The following is a 21,322-nucleotide window of genomic DNA, read 5'->3' as shown; positions in this document are numbered from 1 at the left end:
TTATATGCATATTCTTTTTAGTTGTTTTGATTTTGTCCCTCTGAGAATGAGAAATGTAATGAAATTTTTTTGTATTCTTTTGGGGTGTTTCAGTTGTTGGATGATTTTCAATGTAATGGAAAATAGGATTAAAACATTAAAATTAATAGTGAACATGTGAAAAGAGGTATAGCTAAGGAGGAAGAGATGAAACTAGGAAAGAAGATAGTAGTAACCATAGGAGTATTATTATCTGCATTGTTATGTGTAAATATGATATTGTATACACCAGCATCAGCCGATGGGAATACGAAATTAAAGACATCAAAAAATGATATTAGTAGTGAAACGGTAAATATGCATCAAGGTGTTTCAATGTCATATGCACAGATTGTTCAAACATATTCTGATGAATATTCGGTATCTTTATATAGTGATAAGTGGAAGAAATTTAAATCACATGCGGAGATGGTTAAAAACTGTCAACTTGAAGATGAGAAAATACAGAGGATGTCAACAAATGAATTGTTTAATGTGGTAATGGCTTATCCGTTGTTAATAGATGTTTTTTTATATGATGATATTGATCAAGGGATTAAAAATGTGTCGCAACAATATAATGGATTGCGTGAACTGTTAAAACGAGACGATTTGCAAGATGTATTATATCATAAATATTTGACCTATAGTAAAACAGAAGATGTAATTGATTATAATATATATACTGCTAATAGCATACAGAAGGCAATAACAGATAATCATATAAGCAAAAGAAATATATATATAGATTTCTTGAATGATAAAATACCACAGATAGAAAAAAGTATGTTAGATAATTACAAATATACGGATAAAGAAAGGCAGAAGATTATCAATAAGCAGGAATTATTGAATGATCAACAAAATGCTATAACTTTTGCTGCTGCACGTGCTGACGAGACTGTTATAGTCAAGACTCCTAAAGGGTCTAAAATTAAATGTAAAAGAAAAGCGTCTAATAAAAAAAATAGTACAAAAGATGTGGCCCAGCAAAAACTTGCATACCCACGTGCAACGTATGTTTCTACAGGGTATTCTAAGAATAATTGTCATGCATATGCATGGACAGGAAGACAAGACATATGGATGCAATCTCCAGTGCTGTATGTGTCAGATGGCAGTTATAAAGCCATTAAGGGACGCCCAAAGTCTAATGGACAAATAGCAGTATGGGGATCTTATACACACTCTGCCATTGTTACAAATTATGGAACACAGGATCCAACTGTGACATCAAAGTGGGGTGGTGGTCATATTTGGCGTTGTGGAGCAAGTTATTGTCCATATAATGGACCAATTTGCTATTATGGAAGATAAAGTATCACTTGAAATTACATATTATGTGTCTTATTAATAGGATTAAAGTATTAAAAAGTCCATTTTCATTATATATTTGTTTCGAGATTTGAACTATAATAGCTTGAAAAGTATGCACATCGCTGATAGATATTGTGGTTAAAGATTTCGAAAAATGATTTGTCAGATCATTTCAGACTATTTGATACTTTAATCTTAATAGGAATATAATGGAGTTTAGATGGTAAATTAGAAATAAATTAAGGAAGGGGCTAGCTAATATGAAACGAAGTCTTTTTGTAATGATTACAGTAGCAGCAATATGCTGTTTCGCAGGTTGTGCTCAAAAAGCCGAACACAAAACCGTCAAAGAGGAGAAGGCGGCATCAACTACTAGTGACACAACACAGTACAAATCGGAACCGAAGGGTGACATTGATGTATTAAAGAAAAGTTATCCGGACTGGATTAAAAATGGTGAGGTAAACTATCCATATACCTTGAAATCCCAAGAACTAAAAGAAGCAAAATCCTATAACGAACGGACGAAACTTGTAAATGTACCGCAGGAGATAACAGAGAGCTGCAGTACAGCAGAATTATTGCATTTGATTGAGGAATATCCTTTATTAGATTTGAGTTTGTATGATACGATGGACATTGCGGTGGAAAATTATCGGAACGTGAATACAGCGTTTGATGAATTTTTCCAGAGGGAAAATGGACCGAAGGAGGCCTTGAACGCATTGCAGCAAAATGCAAAAAATCTTTCTGCTAATAAAGACCCGGAAGTATATAAACGTACACTGGATGGAATGCAATTAGAGCTATATGTGGTGCTTTCTGCGCATGGCTATGAAAGTCTCGGAGCAAAGCAGGCAGCTAATGTGAAACAAATAGTTACACAGATGAAAGATGCGATAGAACGAGATCAAGCGAACGCATCCACTACAAAAATTGACATTGATAAGTTAATTACCGACAAAAGGTGGACAAAGGAATTATCATAAATGCCGAATGGACCGTTATGTCCCATTGATTTCTGCGGCTACTCATGCTATGATTATTGATACTGGTGCAACGGAACGTAGTATTCGCTGTACGAGCCGGATGGACAAAGCGTGTCTGTCCAAATAGATTTGGAAAAGAGGTTGCATATGTACTACATACTGAATCAGATCATGAATCCGAATCAGATCGCAATGATCGGAGTATTGGTAGCGTTTATTTTGACATTTTTGGGATTGAAATTCCCATTTTCTTTTTTGCCGGTGGATCATGGACGTGAATTTGCCGTTAATGGTGCGTTATCTAAGGGAAAGACCCGTGGCGTTGGTTTGACCTTCGTATGCAGTTTTATTATTAGCTGTGTTTTGTTTATGCCAATGGACAAAGAGTATATTATTTATTGCATTCTTTTGTTTGCAATGATGCTCAGTGGTTATTTGGATGATGCGGCTAAGACACCTTGGAGTGACTATAAGAAAGGCGCGATAGATCTCGTGCTTTCGATCATGACCGTAGTGACGTTCCTTAATTTTAACCCATCGGTATTGCATATTGGTTCTGCGAAGTTTGCACTGCCAATGCCGGTATACTTCATTTTGGCGATTATTTTGCTGTGGGTGTCCATTAATGTGACGAACTGTTCTGATGGAGTGGACGGGCTGTGTGGTAGCTTGTGCTGTGTTGTTATCGCAGCATTTGCCGTACTTTTCCCGCAGGCACTTGGGAACTATGTGATCGCTGCTCTGCTTTTTGCAGCAACACTTTTAGCGTACCTTTGCTTTAATTCAAAGCCGAGTACAATGTTAATGGGAGATGCCGGTTCAAGAGCACTCGGATTCTTCGTTGCAGTGCTTGCGATGAAGAGTGGTCATCCGTTGATCTACATTTTGCTGGCGTTAGTGCTCATTATTGATGGCGGTCTTGGTTTGGTCAAAATCTTTTTGCTTCGTTTCTTAAAGATTCATGTGTTAAAAAACACACTGACACCAATTCATGACCATGTTCGCAAAAATAAAGATTGGTCAGACACACAGGTTGTATTCCGCTTTGTGATCATACAGGTTATGTGCGTTGTGGCAGCATATGTGTTGCTGACGTTACTTGGTTAATAATTCGTCAAAGCGTTTTATACCAAATACTCAAACTTCCCATACCTCAAATCCTTCTTAATCACATATTGCTTATTATGTCAGCAATAAATAAACTATTTTGCAGCCAGTAGTCCGACTTGTTCTGCCGGCAGCGAACTAAGATAATTGCCGCAGAACGCAGAGTTTTTGGGTGATTTCTTATTTTGTTAAGTCTCTGATGAATACATGCCTGAAGGATTGCCTGAGATGTCCCGGTTTAGCAAGGTATCATCCATTTTTGGACGGGACGCTTTCGCTACGATGCGCTACGTCGCGTTACTTAATGTCTCTGAAATACGAGACATAAGTAACGACGAGCGCAAAGTCCCTTTCAAAAATGATGATTACCTTGCTTCCGGGACTTTGAGTTTCCGAAGGGCATGTAAATCAATCATCAGAGACAACAAAATCTAGAAATCACCAAAAACGTAAATGCGGCAAGGCAATTACTATAGTTCTCTGTCGGCAGAAACCGCTATGTTGTGGCTGCAAAATTTTTAGTATTCTTTGACATAATAAGCAATATGTGGTTTTGCAATAGCTTCCGGTATGGGAAGTTTGAGTCAAATATTAATAAATGCGCTCGGATGCGAGTTCGATGATAGGATACCGTTTTGTTTCGCCATGCTTGTTCTCGGCTTTGATATAGCCGCGTTCCAAGTCTTCCGGCAGATAAAACGGTATTATTTTTTCGGAAAAGGCAAGTTCCAGTTCTTCGCAGACAGAGCGGTATCTTTCCTTTTCCAAAGTAAGTAATGCGGTATCGGGATCCAGCCAAAATACAAATTCCTGATTTTGTAAACGTGAGGAGATGAGGTCGTGCAGCAGAGTGATGATCTCGTCTCCCTTTTTAGTGCCATATTTTTTACAATAAACGCGATAGGACTTGTGCTTCGCAAAGTGTATTACGACAATGCGGTATTCTTTGGGAAACTCACGCAATCAAGCCTAATAGAAATCACTGTAAAAGCTTTGTAAAACTTGCTATTATTCTCTATTTGGGCTAAAATTAGCCTTATGCGACCATGGTTTGAAAGCTGGGAGGAAATAAATGTTGTATGTTTTTATGGCGTTATATGCCGAGGCAGCACCGTTCATTGCACAGATGAAATTGAAACGTGTGAATGACAGTGGAAAATTTGTGCTTTATCAGGATGAAGCCGGGGAGGCGATATTGGCGGTTACAGGTCCGGGCAAAGTAGAAGCGGCGGTGGCGGTAAGTTATGTGTGTGCTAAATATGGGACAGACGAATCGACATTTATATTGAATATAGGAAGTGCGGCGGGAGCGCCAAACTGTTCTGATGAGCATGTGCAATCGGCCGAGCGATCAGAGCTGATCGGGCAATGGTTTATTGGAAATCAATTGGTGGATGGCGATACAAAACGTACATACTATCCGGATATTTTATATCGTCACCCATTTGCAGAAGAGGGAATTGAAACGGTCAGCATAGTGCGTAGACCCGACGAAATGAAGCAAATGATTCGTATGGATGCGTCTGTGAATGGTGGACAGAAGAGCGGATCCTCATTAAAAATCAGGTTGTGTGATATGGAGGCAGTTGGCGTATATCAGGCTGCTGTCCGGTTTGTGGGACAGCACCAGATGGCTTTCTTAAAAGTAGTATCAGATGTCGGTGTTGATAAGCGTATGACGGCAGAGGATTTACAGCACTTCTTTGCGGACAGTGCAGAGAAAATATGTACGTGGATAGAAGATGTGCGTACACTTAGCCGTTCTTGGAAAGTGGAAAAGGTTGGTGCGAAAGAGCAGGAAATTTTGCAATTGCTATGTGATCAGACACATGCTTCCGTGACGATGCGTTTACAGATGGAACAATTGCTGCGATATTGTACACTGGCAAATATTCCGTACGAGGAAATGATCCGTGGCGATCTGGCAGAGCAAACGCTTTGCTGTCGTGACCGCAAAGAAGGGAAGGTGTATTTTGAACAGCTCAAAGAACGATTGTTATATCAATAACATGCAGTCGATACCTGCATGTGAGCCGACAGGGCACAATCATGATCCGATTGTCAGGGAAACGGGACAGTCGACTATGTTTTCACATATTTACGTAGAAGCCGCAGTTAGAAATCATCCGCGCACACAGAGGATATTACAACAGTTTTTGAAGGCACAGGTGATTTCCATCACACATTATAAAGATGTATTTTGCCGCAAAGGGCAGCAGGTGCATTTACAGCACGGGTCCAAAGCGCTGATCATTGCTCGCAAAGATGGACAGTTATTGTATGAGGGCGCTGAAGTGTGTCAGAGTTTTGGTAACGAATATTTTTATTATACGTCCTGCGTGATGAACTGTATTTATGATTGCGAATACTGCTATTTGAAAGGAATGTATCCAAGCGGTAATTTGGTGATATTTATAAATATTGAGGATATTTTCGCGGAATTGGAAACGTTGCTTGCTAAGCATCCGGTGTATTTATGTGTTTCGTACGATACGGATTTGCTGGCACTTGAAAATATTGCCGGTTTTGTGAAAAAATGGGCAGAGTTTACGGTGGAGCATCCGAAGCTTCGGATTGAAATTCGTACAAAGTGTGCACGGACAGATTTGTGGAAGGAGCTGCCGGTCTGTGATCGAGTGATCTATGCGTTTACGTTATCACCGGAAGAAATCACCGCTTGTTATGAGCACGGCACGCCGACGTTAGCTGCACGCGTTGCAAGTGTAAAATTGGCGGGCAAAATGGGTCATCCGGTGCGGTTGTGCTTCGATCCGATGATCTATTATCCACATTATAAAGAAGTGTATCGCAGGATGCTTGGTGAAGTATTTGCGCAAATAGATACAGATCATATTGTAGATGTCAGTATGGGATCGTTTCGTATCTCCAAAGATTATCTCAAAAATATGCGACGTCATGATGTGCTTTCGCCGGTGGTACAGTTTCCTTATGAAAATATAGACGGTGTGTACCAATATCCGGACAAGCTTCGACAGGAAATGGAAGGATTTTTGCATAAAGAGTTGTGTAAATACGTGGAAGAAGAGCATATTTTTTGCTGGGATCAGATATAAACGGAAAGGATGAAAAGATATGTATACATTTGACAGCAGAGTTCGTTATAGCGAGACGGATGAGAACGGAAATTTATCGTTGGAAAGCTTGATTGATTATATGCAGGATTGTACCAATTTTCAGTCGGAAGATTTGGGAGTTGGCTTAGAGTACCATCGACAAAAGAATATAATGTGGGTGCTTAATTTTTGGCAGATCGTGATCGATGAATATCCGGCGATGGGTGAGAATATTACGGTGGGAACGCAGGCTTTTGGCTTTGAAAAGATGTTTGGTCATCGTAATTTTTTGATAACGCATCAGGGGGAGCCGGAGCATCGTATCGCAATTGCCAATTCTTTGTGGGTGCTGATGGATCTGAAAAAGGGGCGTCCGATGATCGTAACGCCGGAAATTGGGGATGTATATGGTATACATGAACCACTCCCGATGGATTATGCATCACGTAAGATTAAAGTGCCAAAAGATGGCGGAAAAGAGTGTGACCCGTTTTTGGTACAGGAGTATCATTTAGATACGAATCACCATATGAACAATGGGCAGTATGTGCGTATGGCACGTGCGTCTTTGGAACGGGAGATCACGGTGCGAGAGCTGCGTGTCGAATACCGCAAACAGGCGATGCTTGGAGATCAGATCACGCCGGTGATCTATGAGACAGAAGAATACTGTATGGTGTCATTGAATGGCGAGGACGGGAAACCTTATGCAGTTGTGCAGCTTTTTGAACGGTAAAAAGATAAGGCACAGCGACGAGAAAAACGATAAAGCGCAGCGATGAGAAATATGGAGGCATACGAATGAAGGAATGGAAATGTGGTATTCGGGATGGAATCCCGATTGCTTTAGGATATGTTTCGGTGAGTTTTACCTTTGGACTGATGGCAGTACAGGCAGGACTTAGCTGGTGGCAGGCAGTATTGATCTCGCTGTTGAATGTAACGTCGGCGGGACAGTTTATGGGATTAGATATTATGGTAGCAGGGGGTGCTTATGTAGAAATGGCATTGGCACAGCTTGTCATTAATCTGCGTTATGCATTAATGTCCATTTCGCTATCCCAAAAAGTGGACAGCAATTTTAAGACGGGAAGTAGATTGTTTTATGGATTTTTTATGACCGACGAAATATTTGGTGTGGCAGCAAGCAGAAAAGGTGAAGTACACCGCAGCTATTTCGGTGGACTCGTCACATTGCCGGTGATCGGCTGGGTGTTTGGAACGTTTGCCGGGGCAGTGTTAGGTGGCGTGCTGCCTCCTCTATTGCAGTCGGCGATGGGAATTGCTATTTACGGAATGTTTTTGGCGATCATCATCCCACAGGCGAGAGATGATCTGCGTTATTTGCGGGTTATTGTGATCGCGGTAGTGCTTAGCTGCTGTTTCCGATATATGCCGGTGTTTGATCAGGTGTCTTCCGGATTTGCAATTATAATTTGTGCGGTAGTGGCATCTGCAATAGGTGCTGTTTTGTATCCGATCGATGAGGAAGGAGGCGAGGAAGCATGAGAGATATTCCAATGCATTATTTTTGGATGTCATTGCTCGTGATGGCAGGAGTTACTTATTTGATCCGTGCAGTTCCATTTACGTTGTGCCGTAAAAAAGTAGAGAATCGTTTTGTGAAGTCTTTTCTCGCATACGTTCCTTATGCGGTGCTGGGGGCAATGACATTTCCGGCTATTATTTATTCAGCGGATAAGATTGCAGCCGGTGTGGCAGGTACGGTTGTGGCGCTAATCATGGCATATCGGCGAAGAAGTCTGCTTACTGTGGCGCTGGCGGCGTGTGCGGCGGCGTTCTTGGTGCTGCTCATTGTGTGATATGAAAGAACCTGTGCCGGAATACAGCAATTAGTACGATGATGCCTATTAAGATTCCTGCTGCAATGACATAAAGGAGAGTATAGGATTTTCGGTAGGGAAGGGCTATACTTCCAACGGTATTAGAATCAGAATTTTTGACACTGCTTTCATCAAACATTGAGTTCATGATCTTTATAAATTTATCAACTCGGTAGCACTTACCGGTTTCTATTTTATATTTGCCAGCATCAGCATTTAGTGCCTCGGGATTTTCTGGATACGGAATGATGTAGCTGGCATTATTGCATTTGATATATACCATGTCTAAAGCGTATAAAATATTATTCAAAAATGTTATATCTTTAATTTTTGTGTTTTTGTTCAAATTTTTAGTTAGAATCGAGATGATTTCATCTTCTTTTGGCGGCCAAATTGCTTTTCCCTGATCGTTATCTGTTTCTGATACCCATTCAAAAGAGTTTGCTTTTGGTGCCAAAGATGCTACACCATGTTCGCCATTAGCGGTTTTATAGGGGACTTGCCATCCATAGGAACTCAAAATTATTTTATCAAAATTTTTATTTTGTTTATAGTATTCGGATATTAAAAAATATTCTGTAGATGACAGCGTATATGCTTTGCTATATTGATATTCTTCTCGTCCGAGGCAAGTTTCTGCGTCTGAAATGGTCTCTGTTTTGGAACTTCCTTCTTGATTGGCCTTTTTTTCTTTTTCTAGTACAATTTTAATTTTATTCAAATCGTTTCTTTGCACCTTTTTCTTGTTTGCAAAAATATTCTTTACTTGTTGCCGGATGGATTCACTGGCAGAAACAGGTACGCTATTATTTAATACAAATAGTGATATCACTAATATAAAACATAATCTTTTCATGACTTGTACATTCCTTTCCTAATAACTTTTCACGCATTATATTGTGGCAGCAAAGTTACTTTAGAACAATTTTCTTCAAATTCCTCTTAAATTATATTACCACCTTTTCGGAAAAAACCGCCATGGAAGTTTGAATGGTGTATGTATTTTTCGTGTGCTCTCCGCATAAGATGAAACAGACTTATCCAGTGGGAGGACGACGAGATGGATGACAAGATAGAGGAGATACTCGCGCAGTATCCGGTACAGATTGAGAGCAGAAAAAGAATTCGTGGGGCAATTCTGCTGGAGACCAGAGAAGGGCAGTATTTGTTGCGAGAATATAATGGCTCTGCCAGCCGCCTTGAGCGAGAGGAACGCATCAAGGAGAGTTTGATGAGTCATGGCTATCGTAAAGTGGACAAAGCGCTGGCCAATAAACAAGGGGAACTGTTGACACGTGATGGTTCGGGAAATATTTGGCTTATGAAGCGTTGGTTTGCCGGGAGGGAGTGCGATCTAAAGGACGCAAAACAGGTGTGCAGAGCGATGTCTCATTTGGCGATGCTGCATTTATGGATGAGTGAGCAGCAGGAGGATATTCGTACACAGCAAACTGAAAATGCGGAGGAATTGGCATCTAGCGGCAGGGAAACGGATCTTGGCGGGGAGGAATTGCAGGCGGCGGAAGTGACAGCGTTTACACCGATTGATTTTTTTGGACGACGCAATCGGGAATTAAAACGTGTACATACATATATTCGCAAAAAAAGAAGAAAGAATGAAATGGAACTTGCGCTTTTAGATGCATTTGCCCATTACTATGAGCAGGGCTGCGAGGCAGAGCAGTTGGAGACTGCAGAGCATAACTATGATTATTTGCAGCGGGAAGCGGCAGAACAAGGCAAGCTGATGCATGGAAGCTATAATTATCACAATATTGTATTTCAAGGACGGGAAGTGGTCACCTCCAACTTTGAGAACGCCAAAGTGGGTATACAGATTATGGATTTATATGGATTCCTGCGCAAAACCATGGAGAAGAATGGATGGAAACAGGATTTGGGACGCCGCATGATCGCCTCTTATGAGGAAAAACGTTCGCTGTCGGAGGAGGAGAGGCATTTGTTGTATACACTTCTTCTATATCCGGAGAAGTATTGGAAACAGTGTAACTTCTATTATAATGGGAAGAAATCATGGATGTCGTCGAAAAGTTATGAGAAACTGTTGCGCATACGCGGGCAGGAAGAGGGGCGGATTCAGTTCCTGGAAATGATAAAAGACGTTTTATTTTAATGCTCATTTTGTCTGTGCTCTTTGAGGAGATTTTTTCTGTGATGCGACAGAATAAGGAATATTATAGATATAAACACGAGCAATATTCCAACGGCTGCAAAGAAGAGTTGCAGAGAAACGCAGCAATGTTTTTGAATGATGTGCCCTTGGGCAATTCATGCTCGATATAGGTTCGATTTTCCAAGGTGAGGTGCTTCTGATTGTCTGGTATATATTTGCTCATGCTAAATCTCCTTCTACTGCTGTCAGAAGGGACTATAACCATAGCATAATTATATGAGAGAGTAAATATCTATTGTGCGAAAGTAAACTCCACACCACCATGGAGGAGTGGTGCTTAAAATTTTATTTTAGGATTGTAAAATTATTTTTGAATAGGCGTTGACATACACACACACACATATATATAATATTTGCTGTCGAGTTCGCAAGATATAACGTTTACTATTAATGGAAGATGAAAAGGTTAGCAAAATCAAAATACAAATAAGAGCTGTAGCTTACAGTAGTTCACTCCATAGGGTGCGACGATGTTTGAAAGCTTAGCAAGCACACTTGGTGTATGGACGGTTGGTACAAGATACAATAACTGTCATACAATTTTGCGCTGTTTAATGAGGTGAATATTTATTAAAAAACACTAATTTAGGGCTTGATATTATAGAAAGGATCAGAAAAGAGGATTAAGATGGGAAAAGGGTTAAAAGTATTAGTATACATAATTACATTTTTAGTGATAATTTCAATGGTTAGTCTTATTTTAATGCAATTTCAATTATTTCCAAGAGGAAATTGGAATTTTGTTGTAACTGCAATGTTATCCATTGCTTTTATTTTGCTGGTAATTGTATTGACGTTTCGTAGAAAATAAGGTGAGGACTTTTATTTTGGGCATCTCTGTGGTAATATAGACGTTGTGGGCAAAATTGGTTAGGATAACAGCGTGTTTAACAGCCTGTAAGACTGCGAGTGCATGAGAGGCTGCGTAAAAAGAAACACAGATGGAGGAGCAATTGAAGAACAGTAAGAAAATATTGCTTTTGATGATGTGTTTGCTGTGTGTATGCATGCTGACAGCGTGTACCGTGAAACATCGTCGACAGCGTAACAGTGTTTCTGCGACAGGATCTCCGGTGAACACAAAGACGTTGACCGGAGTGGTGACCGGACAGGATGTAGAGAAACAGAATATTACCGTGCGAGAGCTTGATAGCAATCTGGAATCGGTACTGTATTACGACTCTACCGCAGCGGTTACGAACAAATTTGGAGAGACAATCACGGCAGAGCAAATAACAACGGGCGAGATTTTGGAGTTGGCATATCGTACTTCAGATACACTGCTGGTGTCGGCGGCGGTACCGGAGGATGTATGGGAGTATGACGAAGTGGATTCCTTTTCTTTTCGGGCAGAAGAGAATATGATGCGTTTTGCCGATAAAAAATATCAATACTCAGCAAATACGTATATTTCATCGTCCGGGCAGCAGATTGCACTTGCAGAGCTTAATCAAGAAGATACGTTGACGGTGCGGGGCGTAGGCATCCATGTCTATTCTATTACACGAACAGCGGGGCATGGTTATGTTCGGCTGACCGGATATGAGGACTTTACAGGCGGCATGGTTGAGGTTGGTAACCGTATTATTCTGCCGATCGCAGATAATATGTTGATCACGGCACCGGCAGGCATTTACCGTGTAACTTTGTGCAAGGGAGTGTCGATTGCCAGCAAGACAGCGACGGTGCAGCAGGATCAGACGGTAACCGTTGATTTTTCGGATTATGTGTCTACGGCGAAAGATATTGGAACGGTTACGTTTGATATCGAGCCGGAAGGGGCAGACTTGACGATCAACGGGACAACGGTTGACTATTCACAGCCGGTTGCATTAAACTATGGAGAGTATAAGATCACAGTTGCCATGACAGGGTACGAAACCTATAGTGGTACGCTGGATGTTGAAGATGCATCGGTACCGGTGCATATTGATCTGATCGAGGAGCAGGCGACGGTAAATAACAGTGCGACAGCGACACCTGCGCCAAGTGCGGCGGGAGATAACAACAGCACTTCAAGCTCGACAACGAGCGATTCGTCAAGCAGTTCATCGACAGACAGCAGTGCGACGTCCAAGAAAGTGGACAGTTCGCATACGATTACGGTAACGGCACCGCGAGGTGTTGAAGTATATTTAGATAATGTGTATAAAGGGTTGGCACCATGCAAATTCAAGAAGGTGATAGGCTCGCAGACAGTAACTTTGAGCCAGACCGGGTATGTGACGAAAAGTTATTCGATTGATATTTTGGATGATGATGAGGATGTCACATTGAAGTTTGCAGACTTGGTGAAAGAAACCGGTAGTCGATAAGGGTAGGGAAAGGAACAGGTAAGAACAAGGCACAAGCAGGAGGATGTAAGCAATGGATTACAAGAAGATTTATGAAGCATGGTTGGCAAATCCTTATTTTGATGAGGAGACAAAGGCTGAGCTAAAAGCAATCGCAAACGATGATGGAGAGATCAAGGAGCGTTTTTACAAGGATCTTGAGTTTGGTACTGCCGGACTTCGTGGAGTGATCGGTGCAGGCACGAATCGCATGAATATTTATACGGTGCGTAAAGCAACGCAGGGGCTTGCAAACTATATCAACAAAGCAGGTAAGGCAGCACAGGGTGTTGCAATTGCTTTTGATTCCCGTCATATGTCACCGGAATTTGCAGATGAGGCGGCACTTTGCCTGGCAGCAAATGGAATTAAGGCATATGTGTTTGAATCTCTTCGTCCAACACCAGAGCTTTCCTATGCAGTGCGTGAATTGAAGTGTGTTGCCGGTATCAACATTACAGCAAGTCATAATCCGCCAGAGTATAATGGTTACAAGGTATATTGGGAAGATGGTGCACAGATCACACCACCTCATGATACAGGAATTATGGATGAAGTTAAGGCTGTTACAGATTATGCGACAGTAAAGACGATGGACAAGTCCGATGCAGTGGCAAAGGGATTGTACGAGCAGATCGGTGCTGCTATCGACGACAAATATATTGAAGAGTTAAAGAAACAGGTTATTCATTGGGATAGCATCAAAGAGGTCGGTAAAGATCTTAAGATCGTATATACACCACTTCATGGAACCGGTAATATCCCGGCAAGACGTGTATTGAAAGAGATCGGTTTTGAGAATGTATATGTTGTTCCGGAGCAGGAACTTCCGGATGGAGATTTCCCAACGGTAAGTTATCCAAATCCAGAGGCAGCAGAAGCATTTGAACTTGCACTGAAACTGGCGAAAGAGAAAGATGCAGATCTTGTATTGGCAACTGATCCGGATGCAGACCGTTTGGGCGTTTATGTTAAGGATACCAAGGGCGGAGAGTACATTACTCTGACCGGTAATATGTCAGGCTGCCTGCTTGCAGATTATGAGATCTCTCAGAAGAAGGAGACAAAGGGTCTTCCTGCAGATGGCAAATTGATCAAAACGATCGTTACTTCGAATCTTGCGGATGCGATCGCAGAATACTATGGCGTTGATTTGATCGAAGTATTGACCGGATTTAAATATATCGGACAGCAGATCCTCGGTTTTGAGACAACCGGTAAAGGTGAGTATCTGTTTGGTTTTGAGGAAAGCTATGGCTGCCTGATCGGAACACATGCGCGTGACAAAGATGCGATCGTTGCTACGATGGCTCTTTGCGAGGCTGCAGCATATTACAAGACCAAAAATATGACTTTGTGGGATGCTATGCTTGCCATGTATGAGCGTTACGGATACTACAAAGACGGTGTGAAGGCTGTGACAATGAAGGGTATCGAAGGACTGGAGAAGATTCAGGAGATCATGAATGAGCTTCGCACGAATCCACCAAAAGAGTTCTGTGGATACAAGGTAGAGTCTTTCCGTGATTATCAGGCAGATACGATCACAGACATTGCGAGCGGAGAGGTTAAGCCTACCGGCCTGCCAAAGTCGAATGTACTGTATTTTGATATGAGCGACAAGGTATGGATGTGTGTACGTCCATCCGGTACAGAGCCAAAGATCAAGTTCTACTTTGGTGTAGTTGGAGAGTCTCTGGAAGATGCAGACAAGAAGTCGGAAGAGATGGCAAAAGCAGTAGATGCATTAGTGGCTTCTCTGTAAAAATGTAAGAATTAAGGAATACAAATGCCTCCTGACGCATATAATCACAAGGGTATGTATTACGTGATGATATGCAAAGGAGGTATTTTTTGTGTCGGGAATTGTCAGTATTCACAACCGTTTGTATACATATTATGACTTAGAGCGTGATCTGCAGGAGCTTGCCATTTGCTATCCGGATTCCACGGAATTGACTTCGCTTGGTCAAACATTAGATCACCGGCAGATATATTGCTTGCGGCTACATGGAACAAAAGGTTTCACAAAGCATGCCGTGGTATTTCAGGCGGCAATGCATGCAAGGGAGTGGAAAAATGCGCAGCTTTTGATGATGATGGCAGAACGTTTTCTTCGCTGTTATGGGGAGGATATTCTTTGGGAGGGGATTCCATATCGGCAATTGCTGCGGCATTATGATGTCTATATATTGCCGATGGTCAATCCGGATGGCGTTCAGATCAGCCAATTTGGCTCCGAAGGCATTATCGATCCGGTGCTTCGGCAGGAATTACAGGAAAAGATCGCGACACAGAGAGAGGCAAGACGCTGGAAAGGAAATGCGAAGGGAGTTGATCTCAACCGTATTTTTACGGAAGAAGCGTTAGATCAGCCGGAAAGTATCGTGCTGCGTGATCTCGTCAACGCAGTATCGCCACAGTTAACAATAAATTATCATTCTACCGGACAGGTTATTTTTTACCGACAGTTTTTTACGGCATTAGAATACATGAGCAGACGCACCGGATATCCCCTTGTGTTAGAGACCGGAAAGCCCGTTGGATCATTTGGAGATTATCTGACAGAGCAGGGTAAAAAGTGGTGTACGATCGAGACGGGAGCGTGGGAAGCACCGGTGGGACATATGCAGATCTATGCTTGGTGGATGCGTCAGAAAAGCCTGCTTCCGCTTGTTCTTGCATCGCTTTTATGCTAAAATGAAAATACTAAAATTGCCTTTGAATGACCGATGGTCATTCCCGGGAAAATACAAATTATGGGGGAAGACGTATGCAGGAAAAAATGGATCAGTGGATCAACTGGGTGGAGTATGATGAGCTGCTAGCCGGTCATCATAATGCACCGCATAATTTATTGGGTTTACATGAATTTGGCAAAGGACAGGTGTTTACGGTATATCGTCCGGAAGCGCAGAAGATTACTGTGACGGACAAGAATGGCAAGCACGCATTAGAACTGGAAGAGATACAGGAAGGCAGTGGATTTTTTGGAAAATACGTGCCGGATCATAAGTACAAAAAACCGTATCTTTTACATATTCAATATGGAGAAAATGATATTGTAACGACAGCGGATCCATATTCATTCGATCCGCAGCTTTCGAATGATGATCTGTATTTATTTGCGGAGGGAAATCACTATAATATTTATGAAAAATTAGGCGCACATCCTCGGACGATCGATGGCGTAAAGGGTGTGTATTTTGCCGTTTGGGCACCACATGCAAGAGCGGTCAGTGTTGTGGGCGATTTTAATATGTGGGATGGCAGACTGCATTTGATGCGTACGTTAAATGTGTCCGGTATTTATGAGATTTTTATTCCGGGTGTAAAGACCGGGGCTGTGTATAAATACCAGATCTTAACTCGTACCGGAGAGATCTTGATGAAGTCAGATCCGTATGCTAACTGTGCTGAGTTGCGTCCAAATAACGCATCTGTTGTGGCAGATCTGAATGTATATCATTGGAATGATCACCGCTGGATGCATGACCGTGCCAAGGAGACCAGACAGTCTCTGGGGCAGAAGCCGATGGCAATCTATGAGATGCATTTGGGTTCTTGGAGAAAACGTGTGGAAGATGATGATAATGGATTCTTCTCCTATCGAGAGCTTGCGCCAATGATCGCGAAGTATGTCCATGAAATGGGATATACACATGTTGAATTAATGGGTATTGCAGAGCATCCGTTTGACGGCTCTTGGGGATATCAGGTGACGGGATATTATGCTCCGACCAGACGATATGGCAATCCGGATGATTTTATGTATTTTGTAGATTATATGCATGACAAGGGGATTGGCGTGATCTTGGACTGGGTACCGGCACATTTCCCGAAAGATGCGTACGGACTTGGTATGTTTGACGGACAGCCATTGTATGAGCATCCGGATCCAAGACGTGGAGAACATCCGCATTGGGGTACATATATCTTTAATTACAATAAGCGTGAGGTCAGCAATTTCCTGCTTGCCAATGGTTTGTTTTGGATGAAAAAGTTCCATGTAGACGGACTGCGAGTAGATGCTGTAGCGTCTATGCTGTATTTGGATTACGGCAAAGATGATGGCGAGTGGCTGCCAAACGAAGATGGCGGTAATGAAAATTACGATGCGATCAACTTATTCCGTCATATGAACAGCGAATTTGAGAAGCAGGTACCGGGCTGCATGATCATTGCCGAAGAGTCTACAGCTTGGCCAAAAGTCAGCACAAGTGTGCGCGATGGAGGTCTTGGATTTACATTCAAATGGAATATGGGCTGGATGAATGATTTCTTGGAATATATGCATATGGATCCATTGTTCCGTTCCGGTAATCATGGTAAGCTGACATTTAGTATGGATTATGCGTATAGTGAGAATTTTATTCAAGTATTGTCGCATGATGAGGTTGTTCATGGCAAGGGATCCATGATCAACAAAATGCCGGGAGAATTGGATGACCAGTTTGCTAACCTGAGAGCAGCATATGGCTTCATGTATGGACATCCCGGCAAGAAGTTATTGTTTATGGGACAAGAATTTGCACAATATCGCGAGTGGAGCGAAAGCCGCAGTTTGGATTGGTATTTGCTTGGTGAAGAGCGCAACAAACAGATGCAGGCTTATGTGAAAGCATTGAATGCACTGTATCGCAAAAATGAAGCGCTGTATGTGAATGATTATGACATTATGGGCTTTGAGTGGATGAGCTGTCTGAATGCAGATCAGAGTACGGTATCTTTCGTGCGCCGAGGTAAAACGACGAAGAAACAGCTTCTCTTTGTATGTAACTTTACTCCGGTGAAAAGAGAAGATTTCCGGGTAGGTGTTCCATGCAGCGGAGAGTATTCGTTGATCCTGACGTCGGATGATAAAGCATATGGTGGAACCGGAGTACGCAATGCGAAGAAGGTGACAGCGGACAAGATTACTTTTGATGGAAGAGACTATTCGATCAAAATGACACTGCCTCCATTATCTGTTACAGTATATCAATTTGATTATAAGTAAGAAGTGTGCTATGATAACACAGTATGCGTAGCTGTCAGTGGCTGGTATATAGAATGAACAGATGGAGGAATTAAGATGGATTACACATGGAATGTAATGCCGGTATACGGTGTATCAACATGGGTCATAGTAATGCTTGTTGTTATTGTGTTGTTGATTGCGGCGTTGGTTGCGTTAAGTATTTATGGTAAGAAACTGCAGGACAGACAGGAAGATTCACAGAGACAGTTGCAGGAGGCTGCACAAAGTGCCAAGCTTCTGGTCATTGATAAGAAAAAGATGAAGTTCAAAGATTCGGGACTGCCGCCAATGGTGCTTGAACAGGTGCCGAAGTATATGCGCGGACGCAAGGTGCCGATCGTCAAAGCAAAGATTGGTCCGAGAATCATGTCTCTTATCTGCGAGGACAAGATCTTTGATCTGATTCCGGTTAAGAAAGAGATTCGTGCGACGATCAGCGGAATTTACATTATGGACGTAAAGGGACTTCACAACAATTTAGAGCATGCACCTAAGGGCAAGAAAAAGCTTGGTGAGCGTATGCGTGAACGTGCTGAGAAGAAGTCAAAAGAACTGAATCAGAAACGTGCAGAACTTGAAAAAGACACCAAAAAGAAACATAAATAAGATTTCAAACATGGAACCTGCAAGGTATGTAATGTACTTTGCAGGTTTTTTTGTTTTATAAGCGCTGGCTTTGCTTTTTTACAGTATAGAAAAATGCTCGTAACGTAGAGGGAAAGAAAAGCAAAGGCGGCAGAAGGCAGATTTGCAGAATGTTCAGACAATGTCAAGGAACTGCAGGTATGCATTTCGAATTATATTTCGAAGATGTTTGCAAGCGGTAATTTGACAGAGTTACAGTCAGAGCAGACGGCGGGGTTATTATGCGTATCTAATAATATTGAGAGAATCGCTGACCGTTGTGATGAGATTGAGCAGTCCTATCTGCTGATGAAGAAACATGGAAATAAATTGTCGGAAAAGGCTGTCGAAGAGCTGCGAGAGTGTATGCAGCTTTCCACCAAGCTCTTTGATGATGCGATTGCAATCGTGCTGCAAAAGAACAATCCAATCACAGACTTATCGACCAAACAAATCCGAGATATTTACAATGGAAAATATCCAAAATGGTCTGATATCAATTAAGCGATCGGCTTGTTATTGATCAATATTTCCATAGCGTATTTGCCGAGACTATTTCCGCCCATCTGAAGTTCATACTCAATGGCAGTATAGAGATCCGGTTCACCTTCCAGTTCTAGTTCCTTTATGGTGTCCGGATCGTTTGTCATCTGTACCAGACCAGTGTTGAGCACCATTTGCAAAGCTCCGTAAGGTGTGTCATAAAAACCGCGGAAAACATCATCATTGCGAAATTCCATGGTAGAATTGATGGTACCTTTCTTGATCAAGATTACTTCTTCGTCTCTTATCTTAAGAAGGTTTTTGGTGCGGTCTCCAGGGTCTGAGGAGACGGTCTCTTCGTAGGAAAATACATGCCAGTCACCGACTTTACGGTATTTTGCTGGATATGTATTTATAATTCCATCACCATCTTCGCTGTCTAATTGTTCCATTCGTAATGTCAATACTACGTTATTATCCAAAAAAGTATCCTCCTTGTTTTTCTCTGAGGCTTATTAATAGCCATCAATTAGCCTTTTTATTAAACTCGCAAATACGCTCTTTCAGAGCTTATTCGCTTGTTTCACAAGCTTATTTGCTCGTTAATGAGCCCAGAAAAACAAATGTCTGCTTCACAGCCGCTTGTTTTTCTCTGAGGCTCATTATATCACAAATTCGCAACGCAAGGGAGCTTGTTTCAACACCTATTTGACTAGTGAGAGGTAATCCAGTCATAGATGCCGGAGTGAAACGAGACCTTGGGAGAAGGCGATGGCGTTTTTTTCTTTAGCGCCGGAGAGGAAGTGGCTGTAAGGCGGTTATATTCTTCTGTGGTTATATGCTGCTTCAACTTTTGTTTAGAGTCTTCTGGGACTACAGCCGTAGTCTCGTCAACGAAACAAAGACATGGAAATAGCACACACCACCAGTTACGGCCTTCAGATTTGCCAATTTCCACACAAAGTGCACGATACGTTCCCGGTGGAAAGGTCAAATCGCCATATTGTTTGGTTGGAAAATAGCGATCTTCCAGTGACACAGATACCGGGTAGGAAAAACCGTGTGAGCGAATCACTTTTTCAGCAGTATTCATAATATAATCTTTTTCGGCGCAAATTCGCTGTTCTGCTTCTTGTGGATCTGCTGCATTTGCCAAATCTTGCTGCAGCTCGTTAATAATGGCATCTCGTACTTGATATTTCAATGTTTGATCGGCAGTCGAATTGCTATTGGCAATGACGTGCAGTCGAATCATACTATCGACAAGATCAGTCGATGGGGAATTTATCTGATGAGCCTTGGCCTTTGCTTGTTGAGAATGGGTGAAGCTGGTATGTACAGCGTTTGCATTTACTGCACGCAGTCCGGTCAACAATGTAGCGAAAGACACTGTAAAAAGCAACAGTAATGCAACAGCTTTGCTATAACGTCTCCTGCGGCCAGTGTTTTGAGGCTGTTGCAGCCGAGTGGAAACGCGCGTAAGAATGGTGTCTGTATCAGATAAGTTATGGTAAAACATAGTAATCCTCCTGTCTTTTTTGATCCTGTAAATCTAGGGGAGCCCTAGCATCATATTGCAGGTATCATGTTGGTGTCGCGAAATTCGTTCGCTTTGTGCAAGGTGATCAATCTTGCTTTCAATGACAGCATTCCCATATTTTTCCGTGTTATACAGAAAAAATCAACTCAAACTTTCCATACCAGAAGATTTTACAAGTCCATATAATAGGAAATATATGGCAGATATAGATAACAGTAGCATTTGGTATGGAAAATGCAAGATAATATGATATTCATTTACTATGTTATTGAAGTAGGGGGAGGGACGAATTGAATTGGGTGACTGGAATTAGGATTTTGGGAAATTTAGCTTGCTTATGTGTGCTTTTTTATGGATATATGTTTTGCCCTCAATGTTCCAGTTATTTAATCACTTTTTTTCATGATGATTAAGGTGTTAAAAGGTTTGAATTTTCCTTGCGAGTATTTTGTGAATCTTCAACCAGATATCCATCAATTTCGCATCTCAAAAGGGGCGAGGGTTTTTTATATAGATGATCAGATATGTCCAAATTCTTAAGAATTATTAAGATTACGCTGATATTGTTGACAAGGTAACAGATCTATGGTGTACTAAAGATGTAACTAACGGAAGTTCTGTATAGAGTGAATTATTTTTTGTATCTAGAGTATCTATTTTTTACATGTGAAAAGTGACATGGGTAAGGAGGAGCAAATGAAAAAGAAACGAGTAAGAGCATTACGGAAATCATGAACAGTGATTCTGGCAAAGGTGCAGTCATTGATCATACTTAGGAT

General features: G+C 41.7%; 19 protein-coding genes and 1 pseudogene. 15 read left to right on the top strand and 5 right to left on the bottom strand.

Translation table 11 applies throughout. From position 1 onward, the window contains the following. Nucleotides 1-186: 186 nt before the first annotated feature. From ACSAJE_RS09145 to ACSAJE_RS09135, 3 genes are all read left to right on the top strand, one after another. Complete coding sequence (locus ACSAJE_RS09145; RefSeq protein ID WP_458008893.1) at nucleotides 187-1,335, top strand: hypothetical protein; 1,149 nt, start codon at nucleotides 187-189, stop codon at nucleotides 1,333-1,335. A 260-nt stretch (nucleotides 1,336-1,595) separates the two neighbouring features. Beyond that, the gene (locus tag ACSAJE_RS09140; RefSeq protein WP_458008892.1) at nucleotides 1,596-2,324 is read left to right on the top strand and encodes a hypothetical protein; all 729 of its coding nucleotides are present in this window, start codon (nucleotides 1,596-1,598) and stop codon (nucleotides 2,322-2,324) included. 147 nt (nucleotides 2,325-2,471) lie between these two features. After that, entirely contained in the window at nucleotides 2,472-3,431 is a 960-nt protein-coding gene (locus ACSAJE_RS09135; RefSeq protein ID WP_118691447.1) for an MraY family glycosyltransferase, read from the top strand. 591 nt (nucleotides 3,432-4,022) lie between these two features. On the opposite strand, the gene ACSAJE_RS09130 is transcribed toward ACSAJE_RS09135, so the two are convergent. Beyond that, on the bottom strand, nucleotides 4,023-4,394 hold the full coding sequence (locus tag ACSAJE_RS09130) for a hypothetical protein (protein WP_458008891.1): 372 nt from the start codon (nucleotides 4,392-4,394) through the stop codon (nucleotides 4,023-4,025). A gap of 109 nt (nucleotides 4,395-4,503) precedes the next feature. On the opposite strand from ACSAJE_RS09130, the gene ACSAJE_RS09125 reads away from it, so the two are divergent. From ACSAJE_RS09125 to ACSAJE_RS09105, 5 genes are all read left to right on the top strand, one after another. After that, a complete protein-coding gene (locus ACSAJE_RS09125; RefSeq protein WP_458008890.1) occupies nucleotides 4,504-5,439 on the top strand; it encodes a 5'-methylthioadenosine/S-adenosylhomocysteine nucleosidase family protein in 936 nt (311 codons plus the stop codon). After that, entirely contained in the window at nucleotides 5,405-6,505 is a 1,101-nt protein-coding gene (locus tag ACSAJE_RS09120; protein ID WP_022024441.1) for an SPL family radical SAM protein, read from the top strand. The genes ACSAJE_RS09125 and ACSAJE_RS09120 overlap by 35 nt, the downstream gene beginning before the upstream one ends. Nucleotides 6,506-6,524: 19 nt before the next feature. Continuing rightward, nucleotides 6,525-7,241: an acyl-[acyl-carrier-protein] thioesterase gene (locus ACSAJE_RS09115; RefSeq protein WP_118691451.1), complete on the top strand. Its 717-nt coding sequence runs from the start codon at nucleotides 6,525-6,527 to the stop codon at nucleotides 7,239-7,241. A 65-nt stretch (nucleotides 7,242-7,306) separates the two neighbouring features. After that, a complete protein-coding gene (locus tag ACSAJE_RS09110) occupies nucleotides 7,307-8,014 on the top strand; it encodes an AzlC family ABC transporter permease (protein ID WP_022024443.1) in 708 nt (235 codons plus the stop codon). Continuing rightward, the gene (locus ACSAJE_RS09105) at nucleotides 8,011-8,328 is read left to right on the top strand and encodes an AzlD domain-containing protein (protein WP_022024444.1); all 318 of its coding nucleotides are present in this window, start codon (nucleotides 8,011-8,013) and stop codon (nucleotides 8,326-8,328) included. Before ACSAJE_RS09110 ends, ACSAJE_RS09105 begins: the two co-directional genes overlap by 4 nt. Here ACSAJE_RS09105 and ACSAJE_RS09100 read toward each other — a convergent pair. Next, nucleotides 8,318-9,205: a hypothetical protein gene (locus ACSAJE_RS09100; protein ID WP_458008889.1), complete on the bottom strand. Its 888-nt coding sequence runs from the start codon at nucleotides 9,203-9,205 to the stop codon at nucleotides 8,318-8,320. The genes ACSAJE_RS09105 and ACSAJE_RS09100 overlap by 11 nt on opposite strands. Before the next feature lie 204 nt (nucleotides 9,206-9,409). Between ACSAJE_RS09100 and ACSAJE_RS09095 the strand changes: the two genes are divergently transcribed. Beyond that, nucleotides 9,410-10,483 carry a protein kinase family protein gene (locus ACSAJE_RS09095; protein ID WP_118691453.1) on the top strand — a complete coding sequence of 358 codons (1,074 nt, stop codon included), beginning with the start codon at nucleotides 9,410-9,412 and terminating at the stop codon, nucleotides 10,481-10,483. A 109-nt stretch (nucleotides 10,484-10,592) separates the two neighbouring features. Here the strand turns inward: ACSAJE_RS09095 and ACSAJE_RS09090 are convergent. Next, nucleotides 10,593-10,706, bottom strand: a pseudogene (locus ACSAJE_RS09090) (helix-turn-helix domain-containing protein); the annotation flags it as partial. Between the two features lie 790 nt (nucleotides 10,707-11,496). Here ACSAJE_RS09090 and ACSAJE_RS09085 point away from each other — a divergent pair. The 6 genes from ACSAJE_RS09085 (at nucleotide 11,497) to ACSAJE_RS09060 (ending at nucleotide 19,024) form a co-directional block, all read left to right on the top strand. Further along, a complete protein-coding gene (locus tag ACSAJE_RS09085; protein WP_458008888.1) occupies nucleotides 11,497-12,858 on the top strand; it encodes a PEGA domain-containing protein in 1,362 nt (453 codons plus the stop codon). A gap of 52 nt (nucleotides 12,859-12,910) precedes the next feature. Further along, nucleotides 12,911-14,641: a phospho-sugar mutase gene (locus tag ACSAJE_RS09080; RefSeq protein WP_458008887.1), complete on the top strand. Its 1,731-nt coding sequence runs from the start codon at nucleotides 12,911-12,913 to the stop codon at nucleotides 14,639-14,641. Between the two features lie 91 nt (nucleotides 14,642-14,732). Then, a complete protein-coding gene (locus ACSAJE_RS09075; protein WP_022024454.1) occupies nucleotides 14,733-15,575 on the top strand; it encodes a M14 family zinc carboxypeptidase in 843 nt (280 codons plus the stop codon). Nucleotides 15,576-15,649: 74 nt separating this feature from the next. Continuing rightward, complete coding sequence (gene glgB, locus ACSAJE_RS09070; protein WP_118507236.1) at nucleotides 15,650-17,875, top strand: 1,4-alpha-glucan branching protein GlgB; 2,226 nt, start codon at nucleotides 15,650-15,652, stop codon at nucleotides 17,873-17,875. 75 nt (nucleotides 17,876-17,950) lie between these two features. Further along, the gene (locus tag ACSAJE_RS09065) at nucleotides 17,951-18,502 is read left to right on the top strand and encodes a hypothetical protein (RefSeq protein WP_022024456.1); all 552 of its coding nucleotides are present in this window, start codon (nucleotides 17,951-17,953) and stop codon (nucleotides 18,500-18,502) included. Between the two features lie 222 nt (nucleotides 18,503-18,724). Further along, on the top strand, nucleotides 18,725-19,024 hold the full coding sequence (locus ACSAJE_RS09060; protein ID WP_243034681.1) for a hypothetical protein: 300 nt from the start codon (nucleotides 18,725-18,727) through the stop codon (nucleotides 19,022-19,024). On the opposite strand, the gene ACSAJE_RS09055 is transcribed toward ACSAJE_RS09060, so the two are convergent. Further along, the gene (locus tag ACSAJE_RS09055) at nucleotides 19,021-19,485 is read right to left on the bottom strand and encodes a YwiB family protein (RefSeq protein WP_118691456.1); all 465 of its coding nucleotides are present in this window, start codon (nucleotides 19,483-19,485) and stop codon (nucleotides 19,021-19,023) included. The two genes, ACSAJE_RS09060 and ACSAJE_RS09055, sit on opposite strands and share 4 nt — an antisense overlap. Before the next feature lie 230 nt (nucleotides 19,486-19,715). Further along, nucleotides 19,716-20,522, bottom strand: coding sequence for a stage II sporulation protein R (spoIIR, locus tag ACSAJE_RS09050; protein WP_458008886.1), 807 nt, complete (start codon nucleotides 20,520-20,522; stop codon nucleotides 19,716-19,718). Between the last annotated feature and the right edge of the window lie 800 nt (nucleotides 20,523-21,322).

The sequence above is a fragment of the Jutongia sp. SJQ-6 genome (genome assembly GCF_054161275.1).
The sequence above is the reverse complement of the archived record's forward strand: the minus strand, read 5'-3'. Positions and strand labels throughout refer to the sequence as shown.